This window comes from Maritimibacter alkaliphilus HTCC2654 (assembly GCF_000152805.1).
Classification (GTDB): Bacteria; Pseudomonadota; Alphaproteobacteria; order Rhodobacterales; family Rhodobacteraceae; genus Maritimibacter; species Maritimibacter alkaliphilus.
In genome coordinates this window covers 2255074-2269349 of the sequence record NZ_CH902578.1, presented here as the reverse complement: position 1 = coordinate 2269349, position 14276 = coordinate 2255074, and the positions used below count along the sequence as shown (strand labels likewise).

15 protein-coding genes, 1 tRNA gene and 1 pseudogene are annotated in these 14276 nt (G+C 65.3%); 8 read left to right on the top strand and 9 right to left on the bottom strand.

The annotated features are described in order from the left end of the window. Positions 1 to 24: 24 nt before the first annotated feature. Positions 25 to 843 carry a hypothetical protein gene (locus tag RB2654_RS12190; RefSeq protein WP_040884808.1) on the bottom strand — a complete coding sequence of 273 codons (819 nt, stop codon included), beginning with the start codon at positions 841 to 843 and terminating at the stop codon, positions 25 to 27. Positions 844 to 976: 133 nt separating this feature from the next. Between RB2654_RS12190 and RB2654_RS12185 the strand changes: the two genes are divergently transcribed. Continuing rightward, positions 977 to 2197, top strand: a complete 1221-nt coding sequence (locus RB2654_RS12185) for a phenylacetate--CoA ligase family protein (RefSeq protein WP_008331918.1) — start codon at positions 977 to 979, stop codon at positions 2195 to 2197. A gap of 118 nt (positions 2198 to 2315) precedes the next feature. After that, positions 2316 to 3962 (top strand): peptidoglycan-binding domain-containing protein, encoded by a 1647-nt coding sequence (locus RB2654_RS12180; protein WP_008331916.1) that lies wholly within the window; start codon positions 2316 to 2318, stop codon positions 3960 to 3962. 112 nt (positions 3963 to 4074) lie between these two features. On the opposite strand, the gene ykgO is transcribed toward RB2654_RS12180, so the two are convergent. Further along, positions 4075 to 4200 (bottom strand): type B 50S ribosomal protein L36, encoded by a 126-nt coding sequence (gene ykgO / locus RB2654_RS12175; protein WP_005850168.1) that lies wholly within the window; start codon positions 4198 to 4200, stop codon positions 4075 to 4077. Between the two features lie 67 nt (positions 4201 to 4267). After that, positions 4268 to 4342: transfer RNA gene (locus tag RB2654_RS12170), tRNA-Val, on the bottom strand. A gap of 147 nt (positions 4343 to 4489) precedes the next feature. Between RB2654_RS12170 and RB2654_RS12165 the strand changes: the two genes are divergently transcribed. Continuing rightward, positions 4490 to 5350 carry an N-formylglutamate amidohydrolase gene (locus tag RB2654_RS12165; RefSeq protein WP_008331910.1) on the top strand — a complete coding sequence of 287 codons (861 nt, stop codon included), beginning with the start codon at positions 4490 to 4492 and terminating at the stop codon, positions 5348 to 5350. Here the strand turns inward: RB2654_RS12165 and RB2654_RS12160 are convergent, their stop codons facing one another. Genes RB2654_RS12160 through RB2654_RS12150 form a run of 3 tightly spaced genes read right to left on the bottom strand, consistent with a single transcriptional unit; the run spans position 5351 to position 7879 of the window. Beyond that, entirely contained in the window at positions 5351 to 6604 is a 1254-nt protein-coding gene (locus tag RB2654_RS12160; protein WP_008331908.1) for a DNA polymerase IV, read from the bottom strand. 12 nt (positions 6605 to 6616) lie between these two features. Beyond that, positions 6617 to 7216 (bottom strand): Pr6Pr family membrane protein, encoded by a 600-nt coding sequence (locus RB2654_RS12155; protein WP_008331905.1) that lies wholly within the window; start codon positions 7214 to 7216, stop codon positions 6617 to 6619. 48 nt (positions 7217 to 7264) lie between these two features. Next, a complete protein-coding gene (locus RB2654_RS12150; protein WP_008331897.1) occupies positions 7265 to 7879 on the bottom strand; it encodes a Pr6Pr family membrane protein in 615 nt (204 codons plus the stop codon). Positions 7880 to 7953: 74 nt separating this feature from the next. Between RB2654_RS12150 and recO the strand changes: the two genes are divergently transcribed. Continuing rightward, a complete protein-coding gene (gene recO / locus RB2654_RS12145) occupies positions 7954 to 8685 on the top strand; it encodes a DNA repair protein RecO (protein ID WP_040884803.1) in 732 nt (243 codons plus the stop codon). Here recO and RB2654_RS12140 read toward each other — a convergent pair. Together RB2654_RS12140 and dapB are read right to left on the bottom strand one after the other, a co-directional pair. Next, positions 8673 to 9233, bottom strand: coding sequence for a TetR/AcrR family transcriptional regulator (locus tag RB2654_RS12140; RefSeq protein ID WP_008331893.1), 561 nt, complete (start codon positions 9231 to 9233; stop codon positions 8673 to 8675). The two genes, recO and RB2654_RS12140, sit on opposite strands and share 13 nt — an antisense overlap. A 196-nt stretch (positions 9234 to 9429) precedes the next feature. Further along, on the bottom strand, positions 9430 to 10239 hold the full coding sequence (gene dapB / locus RB2654_RS12135; RefSeq protein ID WP_008331892.1) for a 4-hydroxy-tetrahydrodipicolinate reductase: 810 nt from the start codon (positions 10237 to 10239) through the stop codon (positions 9430 to 9432). Positions 10240 to 10312: 73 nt separating this feature from the next. Here dapB and rbfA point away from each other — a divergent pair, with 73 nt between their 5' ends. Further along, positions 10313 to 10723 (top strand): 30S ribosome-binding factor RbfA, encoded by a 411-nt coding sequence (gene rbfA, locus RB2654_RS12130; RefSeq protein ID WP_008331891.1) that lies wholly within the window; start codon positions 10313 to 10315, stop codon positions 10721 to 10723. Next, positions 10723 to 11628 (top strand): tRNA pseudouridine(55) synthase TruB, encoded by a 906-nt coding sequence (truB, locus tag RB2654_RS12125; protein WP_008331888.1) that lies wholly within the window; start codon positions 10723 to 10725, stop codon positions 11626 to 11628. The genes rbfA and truB overlap by 1 nt, the downstream gene beginning before the upstream one ends. A gap of 275 nt (positions 11629 to 11903) precedes the next feature. Here truB and deoA read toward each other — a convergent pair whose 3' ends face one another. Next, positions 11904 to 13208, bottom strand: a complete 1305-nt coding sequence (gene deoA / locus RB2654_RS12120; RefSeq protein ID WP_008331887.1) for a thymidine phosphorylase — start codon at positions 13206 to 13208, stop codon at positions 11904 to 11906. A 77-nt stretch (positions 13209 to 13285) separates the two neighbouring features. Here deoA and RB2654_RS12115 point away from each other — a divergent pair, with 77 nt between their 5' ends. Together RB2654_RS12115 and RB2654_RS12110 are read left to right on the top strand one after the other, a co-directional pair. Then, positions 13286 to 13792 carry a DUF1643 domain-containing protein gene (locus tag RB2654_RS12115; RefSeq protein WP_008331885.1) on the top strand — a complete coding sequence of 169 codons (507 nt, stop codon included), beginning with the start codon at positions 13286 to 13288 and terminating at the stop codon, positions 13790 to 13792. Positions 13793 to 13846: 54 nt separating this feature from the next. After that, a pseudogene (locus RB2654_RS12110) lies at positions 13847 to 14257 on the top strand (3-oxoacyl-[acyl-carrier-protein] synthase III C-terminal domain-containing protein); the annotation flags it as partial. Positions 14258 to 14276: the final 19 nt, after the last annotated feature.

The window sequence follows — 14276 nt, the reverse complement described above, 5'->3', positions numbered from 1 at the left end:
AACATAACCGTCAGGTGGGCAGACCTAATGCTCCGCCATCTCCGACTTCATCTCGTCGATGCGCGCCAGCGCCTCTTCGCGGGTGTTGCGGATGTTCGGGCGGAACTGTTGGCTTTCGGCCCGCATACGGATGGTTTCCTCGGTTTCCGAGCCGGGGGCGTAGCGCACCGAACCCATCGACCAGCGTTCGTTCAGCCGCTTGCCGCGCCGGGCATAGGCGACCCAGGCTTCTTCGAAGATCCGGCAACCCTCGTAGTTGATGAGGAAGAACCAGCGCACCGCGGTCTCTTCCAGCCGCGCCTCGATATGATCGTAGAACGCGTTCACGTCGGCGGAATGGTGAAAAACGAAGTTCGAGAAATCGACGTTCATGATTTCGGCCGCCCCGTCGAACGAAATGCGCTTGGCGAATTCCGCGTCCGAATAACCCATGTCGTGAACAACCTTCGCGCGACGTTTCGACGGAAGCTCGGCGACCCGCGCCAGCGCGCCGTCATGATCCGCGAACAGGTTGGGATCGAAGCTTTCGGTCTCCGCCGTGCGTTCGATCTGGCGCTGCGTTTCCTCGCTCATGTCGAAGCGGACCGTGCCCATGCTGTGACCGAGGTTCAGCGCCTTGCCGCGCCGGTGGTGGGTATACCAGGCGTCGCTGTCGATCCGGAAGTCAGAGTAATTAATGACGAAAAACCACAGCTCTTCACCGGATTCCGCCAAAGCCGCTTCGATCGCATCGTAAAGCGCGTTCACCTCGCCCGACGTGTCCAGCCGGAGGCCGGACAAATCGATCTCGGCCACCTGAAGATCGTCGTTCAGCGTTACGCGATGCAAATACCTATGCGGCATATAAGTTTCTCCCGAATCACAAATCAGCTTACTCAACGTCAATTTAACCAGATCGTCCACGCGATACTTCCGCGCAGGCCGTTTGGGCGGATTGTCGCAGAAACCGTGCAACACCCGGGAAAGGGGCCCTGTCATGTCTGAGTTCTTCGACGACCTCGAAACCCGTTCGGCCGACGAGCGCGCCGACGATATCGCCCGCGCCCTGCCGCGCCAGATCGCCCGCGCCAAGGCGTTGCCGGGGTATGCCGACAGTCTGCGCGACGTGGACCCGGCGGCGATTGCGAGTGTCGAGGCCCTGTCGGCGCTTCCCGTCCTGCGCAAGTCGGAACTCGGCAAGTCGCAGGCCGCCCATGCTCCGCTGGGTGGCTTCGCGGCGAAAAAGACGCATGAGTACGGCCACATCTTCCAAAGCCCCGGTCCGATCTATGAGCCGGGTGGAATCGGTGATGACTGGTGGCGGATCGGGCGCTTTCTGCACGCCGCGGGCGTGGGCAAGGGCGATATCGTCCAGAACTGCTTTTCCTATCACCTGACGCCCGCCGGCATGATCTTTGAAAACGGCGCGCGCGCTGTCGGGGCCGCCGTCGTGCCCGCCGGCATCGGACAGACCGAGTTGCAGGTGCGCGCCGCTGCCGACATCGGAACGACTGCTTATGCGGGCACGCCCGACTACCTCAAGATCATTCTCGACAAGGCCGAAGAGATGGGCGTGAGCCTTGGCATCACCAAGGCCACGGTCGGCGGTGGAGCCCTGTTCCCGTCGCTCCGGCAGGAATACGCGGATCGGGGCATTCGCTGCCTTCAGAACTACGCCACCGCCGATCTGGGCAACATCGCCTACGAATCCCCCGCGATGGAGGGGATGATCGTGGACGAAGGCGTGATCGTCGAAATCGTGCGCCCCGGCACCGGCGACCCCGTGGCACCGGGCGAGGTGGGCGAGGTGGTCGTCACCAGCTTCAACGCCGACTATCCGCTGATCCGTTTCGCGACCGGCGACCTGTCGGCAGTGATGGAGGGGGCAAGCCCCTGCGGGCGCACCAACCTGCGCATCAAGGGCTGGATGGGCCGGGCCGACCAGACGACCAAAATCAAGGGCATGTTCGTGCGCCCCGAACAGGTCGCGGATTTCGTCGCCAAACACCCCGAGATCGCCAAGGCGCGCGTCGTGGCCAGCCGCGAGGGCGAGGCGGACGTCATGACGGTGCAGGTCGAATCCAACGGCGGCGACGCAGATGCCTATGGCCGGACCATCGCCGATGTCCTGAAGCTCAAGGGCAAGGTCGAGATCGTGGCGCCCGGCGCATTACCCAACGATGGCAAGGTGATCGACGACGTGCGCACCTACGACTAGAGGCCGTGAGCGGCGGATCACCGCCGGAACATATCCCATAGCAACCCGTTGATATTGGATATCGGGGCGGGACGGCACAGGTTTGCAGCAATCGCGACCCTGACCAATGGGAGGTTCCATGCGACACAAACCCTTCGCCACTCTGGCGACGAGCTTCGCCGTTCTGGCCACAGTTCCGCAGATCGCCGCCGCCGACGCGGCGCTCATCATCGTGCAATCCGAATACGAAAGCCTGCCCGACGTCTCGGGCGCGGCGCAGGCCGTGACACTTGCCCAGAAACTCGAGGACAGCGGGTTCACCGTCACCTCGTCCCTCGATCAGGAGGCGGACGATGTGCGCGATGCCGTGCAGGAGTTCCGCGAGGACGCGGAAGGGGGCGACCGCGTGTTCGTCTACCTTGCCGGACACATGGTCGGCGGTCCGCGCGACAGCTACCTCCTGACGCACGAGGCGGACCGGCCCAATGCCGTGTCGGTGGCGGGCGAGGCGCTGGCGATCGGCCCCATCCTCGACGTTCTGAGCGAGTTCCAAGGGCAATCCATCCTCATGGCCGCCCCTGCCGGCGAGGAGGTGGCGGGAACGGGCCTGTCCGACACGTTCGAGCTCGAGGCGCCGCAGGGGGTCACCATCCTGACCGGACCCGTCGACCGCATCATCCGCGTCGCGAACGAAGTGGTTCTGGTGCCCGGCCTGCCCTTGGGCGAGGGTCTGGACGGCGGGCCGGGTGGCGTCACCGCGACCGGGTTCGTCTCCAACGTGGTTCCGTTCCTGCCCGCAGGCGACGAGGGCAGGGTGGTGATCGAGCGCACCGAGCAATCGCCCGACGATGCCTTCTGGGTCGTTGCGCGCACGATGGACGACGAGGAGGGGTATTCGCTCTACCTCGAATATTTCCCCAGAGGGGCCCACAATCAGGAAGCGCGTGCGGCCCTGCGCCAGATCGAAGACAATCGCGCCAATCGCGATGAGACCGCCGAGGCGGCGCTGAACCTCAATCAGGCCGCGCGCCGTCAGGTGCAGCGCAACCTCGCGCTTCTGGGGCACGACCCCAAGGGCATCGACGGGATCTTCGGCCCCGCGACCCGTGCCGCGATCCGGTCCTACCAGTCCGCCAACGATTTCACGGTGACGGGATACCTGAGCCGCGACATGCTGGCCCGGATGACCGCACAGGCGGACGACCGCGCCGAGCAGTTGGAACGCGAAGCCGCCGAACGGCAGGCGCGTCAGGAACGCGAGGATCGGCGGTACTGGGAACAGATCGGGCAAGGCCGCGACGAGGCCGGGCTTCGCGCCTATCTCGACCGTTACCCGGACGGGCTCTTTTCCGAGGTCGCACAGGATCGTCTGGACGACATCGAGGCCGCGAAACGGTCGGAAGCGCAGGCGCAGGAGCGGGACTTCTGGGATCGCGTCCGTAACGAGGACAAGCCGGGCAGTTACCGCGCCTACCTCGACCGTTATCCGAACGGGCTGTTCGCGCAGGAGGCGCGGGCGCGGCTGGATCAGCTTTCGCAGAACCAGCAGAACGAGGCCCAGATGGCGGCGGCGGAACGAGAAGAGCAGACCGTGGCCGGAAATCAGGTGACGCGGCTGTTGGTCGAAAACAGGCTGGTCAGCCTTGGCTTCGACATTCCCGAGGTGGATGGCGTGTTCGGCCCCACCGCCCGCCGCGCGATCCGCCGCTTCCAAAGCTCGCGCGGGCTGCCGGTCACGGGGTTCGTCACGCAGGAGACGATGGTGCGGCTTCTGGCCGCGTTCTGACCGGGGCGGGTGCCCGCCAAGGCCGGGGCGTGCGACCCCGGCCCGCCACCGACAAAAGAAAAAGGGCCGCCGGATCGTTCCGGCGGCCCTTTTGCAAAACTGAGCTTGCCGATCAGCCCTGACGGGCTTTGAAACGGCGCTGGGTCTTGTTGATCACGTAGACGCGGCCCTTACGGCGCACGACACGGCAATCCCGATGCCGGTTCTTCAGCGAGCGGAGCGAGTTGCGGACTTTCATGGCCCTTCTCCTCATTCGCGGCGCTGGTCGCGCCTTTGTGTTCATGCCTCACGTGTGAGGCGGTTCATGGTGGGCGATACTGGGATCGAACCAGTGACCCCTTCGATGTCAACGAAGTGCTCTACCGCTGAGCTAATCGCCCTGAATTTCCTGTCCGGGCGCTAACCCAAACAAACAGACGCGGGAAACCCCGCGCCGGTCCGCGTGTCTATAAAAGGAGTCGAACCACCTTGCAAGGGGCTTTTGGCAGGGTCTGTTATCGGTCTATGCTGTGGGATCAGGAGAGAAAATGAGTCCCTCGCATCGCGTCGAATATCCGAGCCTCAGATCGACCTCGGCCATATTTTCCTCGCCCCATTCCGGGCGGGATTACGGGTGGGGGTTCCTGCGGCGCACGGTGCTCGATTCGCGCACCATCCGCTCGTCGGAAGATGCCTTCGTCGACGAATTGTTCGCCACCGCTCCGTCACATGGTGCGCCGCTGTTGTCGCTGAACGTGCCGCGCGCCTTCGTCGATGTGAATCGCGGGGCGGAAGAGCTTGATCCGGCGCTGATCCGGGGGGTCGAGAAGGGCACGCACAACCCGCGCGTGGCCTCGGGCCTTGGGGTCATCCCCCGCGTCGTCGCCGGGGGGCGGCAGATCTATCGCGGAAAGATCCCGCTGGCCGAGGCCGAAGCGCGCCTGCGCTCGCACTGGCATCCGTATCATGCCCGGCTCAAGACGCTGGTGAACGAGTCGCATCGCCTGTTCGGGCAGGCGATCCTGATCGACTGTCATTCCATGCCCCACGAGGCCATCGACAGCCTGTGCCGGGGTCGTCGCGAGAAACCCGAGATCGTGCTGGGCGATAGGTTCGGCGCCAGCGCCGGTGGCGAGATCGTGGACGAGATCGAACTGGCGTTCCGGGACGAGGGCTTCAAGGTCGGGCGCAATACGCCGTTCGCGGGCGCGTTCACGACCCAGCACTATGGCCGCCCCTCACGCGGCCAGCACGCGATCCAGATCGAGATCGACCGGGCGCTGTACATGAACGAAGCGAAACTGGTCCCCAACGGCAATTTCACCGCCATGCGGGAATCGCTGGATCGCGTCATCGCGCGCATTGCCGAGGTCGGGCGACCGCAAGACCTGCCGCTCGCCGCCGAATAGTCAGCGGATCGCGCGGCCTTTCAGGATCGCCCCATCACCGAACTTCGCCCGGATCGCATCCGTCGCCTTTTCTGCCGCCCGCCGTTGCGCCGCCTGCGGGTCCAGAAGATCGCCCGCCGTGTCCGCGCCGTCGGCCCCCGTGATCTCGGAAATTCCAACGCCGATCAGCCGGAACGGCCCTTTGTTCGCCACGGTGTCGAACAGGCTGCGCGCCGTGCGATAGATGCGGTCGGCGCTTTGCGTGGTGTCGTGAAGGCTCGTGCGTTTGGTGATGAGCTTGAAGTCGGCCCGTTTGAGCTTCAGCGTCACCACCCGGCCTGCGCGCCCTTTGGCCTTGGCCCGGTCCGCGACCTTTTCCGACAGGCGCCAGAGATGGCCGTCGAGCAGGTCGGGGTCCGACGTGTCCTCGAAGAACGTGGTTTCGTTCGAAATCGACTTCACGGGCGCATTGGCCGAGATGCGCCGGAAATCCTCGCCCCGCGCAAGATGCCAGAGCCGTTCGCCCATACCCCCGAACCGTTCGATGAGCGCCTGTTTGTCCCAGCGCAGGAGGTCCGTGAAGGTGCGGATGCCCGCCCGTTCGAGCGAGCTTTGCGCGGCGGCACCCACGCCCCAGATCATGCGGACGGGTTTCCCGGCCAGAAAGTCCATCGTCTCGCCCTTGCCGATCACCGAGAACCCGCGCGGCTTGTCCAGATCGCTCGCCACCTTGGCCAGAAACTTGTTGTGGCTGAGGCCGATGGAGCCGGTCAGGCCCAATTCGTCCTCCATCCGTTTGACCAGCCGCGCCAGCATTACGGCGGGTGGATGGTGGTGCAGCCGTTCCGTGCCCGTCATGTCCAGAAACGCCTCGTCCAGCGAGAGCGGTTCGACGGCGGGGGTCAGCTCGTCCATCATCGCGCGAATCTGTTTCGAGACAGCGGCGTAATGCGAGCCGCGCGGTTTGATGACCACGGCGTCGGGGCAAAGCTCCAGCGCCTTGAACATCGGCATGGCCGAGCGCACGCCCCGGATGCGCGCGACGTAGCAGGCGGTCGACACCACGCCACGCTTACCGCCGCCGATGATGACGGGCTTGCCGGCAAGGCTGGGGTCGTCGCGTTTCTCCACGCTCGCATAGAACGCATCGCAATCCATATGCGCGATGGACAGGCTGAACAGCTCTGGATGCGACAGGACACGCGGCGACCGGCACGCGGGGCAGCGTGTCCCCTCGTCGAATGTGGTCAGGCAGGATCGGCACAGCGCGGGCATGGCGCGATCATATCACCGGCGAAACGCCCTCGCGATGGCAATGATGCCCAGCCCGCCAAGGTAGAACGCCACCGACAGCCCCACGATGTTGATCGCGGTCTGCTTGAGGGTCAGGTCATTCAGGTCGAGGAACGGATAGGGGTATTCGCCAGAGCCCAGACCGCGCAGCATCGCGTAGACGCAGTAAAGGATCGGCCACCAAAGCCAGACCAGCGCGGCCCGCCACGGCAGGGGCGCTTTCGGCGCGAAAGCGAGCCAGTACAGCGCCGTCGCCAGCGGGATCGCGGTGTGAAAGCCCAGATCCGTCCACCATCGCAGGCCGGTTTCGTTGAAGAGGTGGGCGAGCAGGGTGTGATAGACGATGGCGACGATCAGGATCCACAAGGTCAGGCCACCAAGCCAATGGGCCGACAGGCTTTGCCCCCGGATCGACATGAGGCCGAAGGACGCGCAGACCATCGCATTCGTGAGCAGGGTGAAGAACCAGCCGAGCCGCCAGAGCGTCGCGCCAAGGCTGCCGTAATCCTGATAGGTGAGCGGCACCTGAACGGCGATGGTGGCGAGGGCCAGAAGAAAGACGAGGCTGGCGGAAATGCGGGCAGGGCGTGTCATGGGGCGAGACTGCCAGACGGCACCGTATCCGCAAAGCAGGGCGTCGCGTCAGGCGGCGACGTTTTGTCCGTGCAGCGCCCGTGCAAGACCGACGAACACCAGACCGCCGAGGAAGAACGCGACGGTCAGACCGACCGAGTTCACCGCGACCTGTCCGGCGGTCAGCACGTTCAGGTCGATGAACGGATAAGGGTATTTCTGCGTGAAGATCCCCCGGACGAGGGCGTAGATCACGTATATCAGCGGCCAGCCCAGCCAGCGCACCGCGTCCATCACACCCAAGCCCCCCTTGGGCGCGAAGGCGAGCCAGAAGGCGAGGGTGAGGAGCGGCGTCACCGTGTGAAGCCCCTGATCGGCCCAGAGCGCCAGCCCCTGCGGCTCCCATATATTCGCAAGCAAGGTGTGGTAGACGACCCCGACGATGGCGATCCAGAGCGTCAGACCCGCCAGCCAACCGGCCGACAGCATCCGGCCCGTCGCGGCCATGCGCGCGAAGCTCGCGAAGACGAGGATGTTGGTCAGGACCGTGAAATACCCGAGGATCACCCAGAGCATCGCGCCGAACCCGCCGGCCAGCCCGTAGGACACCACGCATTGCATCACCAGCGCGGCGAGGGCGGCGAGCGCGATCAGGGTGGCAGCAAGGCGGGCGGTCGGTGTCATGGCCCCATCAGGTCCGACTCCGTCCGGTAAATCAAGCCCTTGCGTGCGTCCCACCCCCGCGCACAATGGCGCGCATGGAGTGGCGGGATCAGGGCACGCTGTTGAGCGTGCGCAAGCATGGCGAAACCTCGGTCATCATCGAGGTTTTCACGGCCGAACATGGCCGCCACGCGGGCGTGGTCCGGGGTGGCGTGTCGCGCAAGATCGCCCCGATCCTGCAACCCGGATCGCAACTCGACCTTGTGTGGCGGGCGCGGCTGGAAGAACACATCGGCGCCTTCACCGTCGAGCCCGTGAAAAGCCGTGCCGCGGCGATCATGGGCGATCGCAACGCGCTGGCGGGCCTGAACGCGATCACCGCGCTTCTGTCCTTCGCCCTGCCGGAGCGTGAAGCGCACCCCCGCCTCTACACCCGCAGCATCGCCATGCTCGATCTTCTGGCCGAAACGCCCGCCTGGCCTGTCGGATACCTGCAATGGGAACTCGCGCTGCTGGAGGAGCTTGGATACGGCCTCGACCTGACCGCCTGCGCGGTGACGGGCGGGGCCGAGGATCTGGCCTATGTCTCGCCCAAGTCCGGGCGGGCGGTGAGTGCCGAAGGGGCCGGCGAATGGGTCGATCGGCTGTTGCCCTTGCCCGAGGAGCTTCTGGGCGTCGTGACGCAGGATCTGGCTGGCATCCCCGACGGCCTGCGCACGACGGGATACTTCCTGACACACGGGCTGGCTCATGCGCTGGGCGACCGGCCCCTGCCCGAGGCGCGGGCGCGGCTGGTGGATCGCCTGTCGCGGCGTCAGGCGTCCTGAAGCGCGAGCATTGCGGCGGTCAGGGTCGACAGCGCATCGGTGTTGTCCTGCCCGTCGGTGGCGGAGAGCGTGCCCATCCCGATATAGGCGCCATACAGGATGCGCGCGAATTCGGGATTGGTCAGACCGAGCTGCTTCAACGTCGCGGCGAGGTAGGCCATGCGCTTGGCGTCGATCTCTTCGATGGCATCCGCCACTTCGACATCCGACTGCGCCCAAGCGCGAATCGCCGGCTCCAATGCTGCACCGCCGAAAGACCCGGAGTCGGTCGAGGCGATTTCATTGATCCGGTAAAGCCGCTGGCTGGCGGTGCCGCCCGCATCCACGGCCGCGGTAAGCGCGCCGATCACGCTCGACTGCCAGTGATGCAGCATCTTGGTCTTGAAATCGGGCACATCTTTGAAATGCCAATAAAAACTGCCCTTCGTGGTCTCAAGGTCGCGCGCCAGAGGCTCGGCCTTGAGGGCGTCTGGGCCTTTGGTGACGAGGGCGCGGAAACCGGCGGCGATCCAGTCCTGAGCGGTGAGACGCGTTTTCTTCGAAGACATGGTGAAACACCCATACTGCAATGTATTCAGTCTACTTTGCAGGTGCAGCATTTTCAATGTTTTTGGCGCGGGCGCCCCGGTTCAGGTCAGGATTGGACGCGCCGATCCCACATTCCGCACGTTTCGCGGTCCGTTGTCGGATGCGATGCCCGAAGTCGCCGCGCCCTGCCGTGAAAACAGGCAGCGGGCGGTCGGGTCAAAGGCCCAGCACGTCCATCATGTCATAGGCGCCGGGCTTGCGACCGATCCCCCAGAGCGCCGCCTTGACCGCCCCGCGCGCGAAGATCGCGCGGTCGGTGGCGACGTGGCGCAGGATGATGCGCTCGCCCGGCCCGGCGAAGATCACGTCATGTTCCCCCACGATGTCGCCGCCGCGAATGGCCGAAAACCCGATGTGCCCCTCTTCGCGCGCCCCGGTGATCCCGTCGCGGCCCCGGTCCGCCACATCCGTCAGGCGCACGCCGCGCCCCTCGGCCGCGGCCTCGCCCAGCATGAGGGCGGTGCCGGACGGCGCGTCGACCTTATGCTTGTGGTGGGCTTCCACGATCTCGATGTCGAACTCCACGTCCAGCGCGCGGGCGACCGTCTCGGTCAACTTGGTCAAAAGGTTGACCCCGAAACTCATGTTGCCCGCCCGGACCATCACGGCGTGGCGCGCGGCGGCGTCGAGCTTCGCGATGTCGTCCTCGTCCAGCCCGGTGGTGCCGATCACGTGGACCGCCCGCGCCTGCGCTGCGATCTCGGCCAGTGGAACGGTGGCGGCGGGTGCGGTGAAGTCGATGACGGCCTGTGCGCGCGACATGGCGTCGAGCGCATCGTCGGTCACGGTGACGCCGAGTTCGGCCCCGCCCATCGCGGTTCCGATGTCCCGCCCGATCCAGTCATGCCCGGCGCGCTCCAATGCGCCGACGAGCCGGCAGGCCGGGTTTTCGGACACCAGTCTGACGAGCATCTGGCCCATCCGCCCCGACGCCCCGTTCACCACGATCCCCGGCAATTCGCTCATCTGACCCTCCGTCGTTCGGCCTTTGTCCTAGTGCCTGTTGCGCGAACACGCAATCGGCACTACATCGCGCCACATGTCGAAGAACCGATTCAACGAAGGCACGGGCCCGTCCCAGCGCCAGTTGCGCGTGGGTGAACTGATCCGCCGCACCCTGTCCGACGTGCTGATGCGCGGCGAGATCCACGACCCGGACCTCAACCGCATGTCGATCACGGTGGGCGAGGTGCGCACATCGCCCGACCTGAAGATCGCGACCGCATATGTGCTGCCGCTGGGTGGCAAGAACCCCGACGAAGCGATCAAGGCGCTCGCCCGCAACAAGCACGAGCTGCGCCGTTTCATCGGCAAGGTGACGAACCTCAAGTTCACGCCGGACCTCAGGTTCATGATTGACGAGACCTTCGACCAGATGGACGCGACCCGCCGCCTGTTCTCGGACGAGACGGTGCAGCGCGATATCCACGCAGGCGACGAGGAAGAATAATGGGACGCCGCAAGAAGGGGCGCGACGTCCACGGCTGGCTGGTCGTGGACAAGCCGGCGGGCATCACGTCGAATGCCGTCGTGAACAAGGTGCGCTGGGCTTTCGATGCGAAGAAGGCCGGGCACGCGGGCACCCTTGACCCCGAGGCGACGGGGGTTCTGGCCGTGGCGCTGGGCGAGGCGACCAAAACGGTGCCCTATATCACCGACGCGCTGAAGGCCTATCGCTTCACCGTGCGGCTTGGGCAGGCGACGAATACCGACGACGCCGAGGGCGAAGTGATTGCCGAAAGCGAAACGCGCCCTTCGGATGACGAGATCGTCGAGGCCCTCGCGCCTTTGACGGGCGACATCATGCAGGTGCCGCCCAAGTTCTCGGCCGTGAAGATCGACGGCCAGCGCGCCTACAAGCTCGCCCGCGACGGCGAAGATGTCGAGATCGAGGCCCGCCCGCTCTTCGTCGAAGACCTGAAGCTTGTGGATCGTCCCGACGCCGATCACGTCACGCTGGAAATGACCTGCGGCAAAGGCGGCTACGTGCGCGCCATCGCCCGCGATCTGGGCGAGGCACTCGGCTGCTACGGTCATGTCCGCGAATTGCGCCGGATCTGGTCCGGCCCCTTCGTGGCCGAAGAGGGCGTGAGCATGGAGCGGATCGAAGAACTCGCGAAATCGGATGAGATCGACGCGCTGCTTCTGCCGCTGTCCGAGGGCCTGACCAGCCTGCCGGAACTCAAGTGCACGCACGAGGGCGCGACCCGTCTGCGCCACGGCAACCCCGGCATGGTCATAGCGTCCGACGTGGACTATGGCGACGAAGCCTGGGCGTCCTATGATGGTGAGCCGGTGGCGGTCGGCATTTACAAGGCGGGCGAACTTCACCCCAGCCGGGTCTTCAACCTCTGACCGGGCAGGGGGGCGCTGCCCCCCTCGCCTCATTCGCGGGGCGAATGAGCCTCACCCCCCGAAGTATTTGTGAAACGAAGAAGCGGGGCGTGGTCCACCCCCGACCAAAGGCCGGGGGCTTCTCCGTTTACGTTCATCGGCTCTTCAGCCTGTAACGCACCATCACGTTAGCGCGTTAACCTTAATGGTGGGTAAACGCGCTCCTTCTCTGTTTCAAAAATACTTCGGGGGGCTGGCCCCCCATCAGGATCGACGCGCCCCGCGCGGCGAAACGCCTAGGAAATGATCTCTAGCACCGGGTCGGTCTGCTCCGGAGCCTCCCCGATCCGGTAGGCGGCCCGGATCTGCTTTTCCGCGGCGTCGAGTTGGTCCTCGGTCCGCGCATGGATCGTGCACATCACCGTGCCTTCCCGAACCGTCTGGCCAAGGTCGATCATCCCCGTGATGCCCACGGCCGGATCGATTTCATCCGCCGACCGCCGTCGCCCGCCACCCAGTTCGACCACAGCCAGCCCGATGCCCCGCGTGTCGATCGAGGCGACATGCCCTTCGACAGGCGCTGCGATGTCCCGTGTCAGCGGTGCTTTCGGCAAATGGTCTTCGTAGCGTTCCACGAAATCAGCCGGGCCCCCAAGACCTGCGACCATCTTGGCGAACACCTCTGCCGCCCGCCCGTCCTCAAGCGCCGCGCGCGCGACCGAGAACCCGGTGTCGCGGTCCTTCGTCAGCCCGGCCAACGTCAGCATCTCACCCGCCAGCGCCAGCGTAACCCATTCGAGCCTGACGTCGCGATGCACATCGGTCAGGAACTCGACCGCGTTTCTGACTTCAACGGCGTTGCCCGCGTCCCGCGCAAGCGGCTGGTCCATCGCGGTGAGGAGCGCATGGCACGGCACACCCGCCGCCGTCGAGACCCGCGCGATGCTCCGGGCAAGATCCCGCGATGCCTCGAAGGTCGGCATGAAGGCGCCGTTGCCAGTTTTCACGTCCATCACAAGCGCATCCAGCCCCGCAGCCAGTTTCTTGGACAGGATCGACGCGGTGATGAGCGGGATCGACTCCACCGTCGCGGTCACGTCACGGATGCCGTAAAACCGCTTGTCGGCCGGTGCGATGGTGCCGGTCTGGCCGATGATCGCGCATCCAACCTCGCGCACGACACGGCGAAAGGTATCGTTGTCGGGCGTGGCGGAATAACCGGGGATCGCCTCCATCTTGTCGAGCGTCCCGCCGGTGTGCCCCAGGCCCCGGCCCGAGATCATTGGGACATAGCCACCGCAGGCCGCCACGATAGGCGCGAGCATTAGGCTGACGTTGTCGCCCACGCCCCCGGTCGAATGTTTGTCCACCACCGGGCCGGGCAGATCCCATCGCATCACGTCGCCCGAATCGCGCATGGCCAGCGTCAGGGCCGCGGCCTCCTCGGCCTCCATGCCCTGAAAATAGACAGCCATGCCGAAGGCCCCCACCTGCTCGTCCGAAGCGGACCCATCGGTGATGCCAGTAACCAGCGCGGCGATCTCGGCCTCGTCCAGCGTGGCGCCGTCGCGTTTCTTGCGGATGATTTCGGATATCAACATGGGCCCAACCTTGACCTATTGGTCAAATTCCGCAAGCGCGACTTGAGTTCCTGCGCACGCCGGGCAAAAACCGCCGCATGATTACGCGAGAACATACCAAAGGCGATGCCCCGTCGGTCGCCGTCTACTCCGACTGCGAACGGTATCGCTATGCGCTGACCCGCGTCTGGGATCCGGCGGGCAAGCGCGCGCTTTTCATCATGCTGAACCCGTCGACGGCGACCGAAGTGCAGAACGATCCGACCGTCGAACGCTGCGAACGGCGCGCCCGTGCGCTGGGCTTCGGCAGTTTCCGGGTGCTCAACATCTTCGCCTGGCGCGACACCGACCCGCGCGCGATGCGCCGGGCGGGCGACCCCGTGGGGCCGGAAAACGATGCGGCTATCGTCGAAAGCACGGGTTGGGCCGATCAGATCATATGCGCCTGGGGCACGCACGGCGAACACCTCGCCCGCGGTGCGCAGGTCGAGGCGCTTCTGCGCCAGACCGGCAAGCCGCTCTACCACCTCGGGCTATCCAAGGCAGGCCACCCGAAACACCCGCTCTACATCGCCTACACCCAGCAGCCCGAACTCTGGACATAGAAGAGGCCACCGAAACGGCGGCCTCTTCTTCGTTTCAAAAAACCTCGGAGGGGGTCTGGGGGGCGTTACCGCGAGATGCTGTATGTCGATGGCGGCGTCTCGACCACCGGGACGGCGGGCAAACTGCGGATGCAGGGTAATCCCCTGTTCCGGCAGGCCGTCGAAAAGCTCGCCGCGACCGCCGATGCGGCCTTGGGCAAGGCGGGGTTCACCCATACAGACGTCGACTGGATCGTGCCGCATCAGGCCAACATCCGGATCATTCAGGGCACGGCCAAGAAGCTCGACATGAGCATGGACAACGTGGTGGTGACGGTTCACGACCACGGCAACACCTCGGCCGCCTCGATCCCGCTTGCACTCTACGAGGGCAAGAAACGCGGCCAGATCCACGAAAACGACGTGGTCGTGACCGATGCCATCGGTGGCGGACTTGCCTGGGGTGCCGTCGTTCTGCACTGGTAATCGGCGCTTTCGCGCCAGA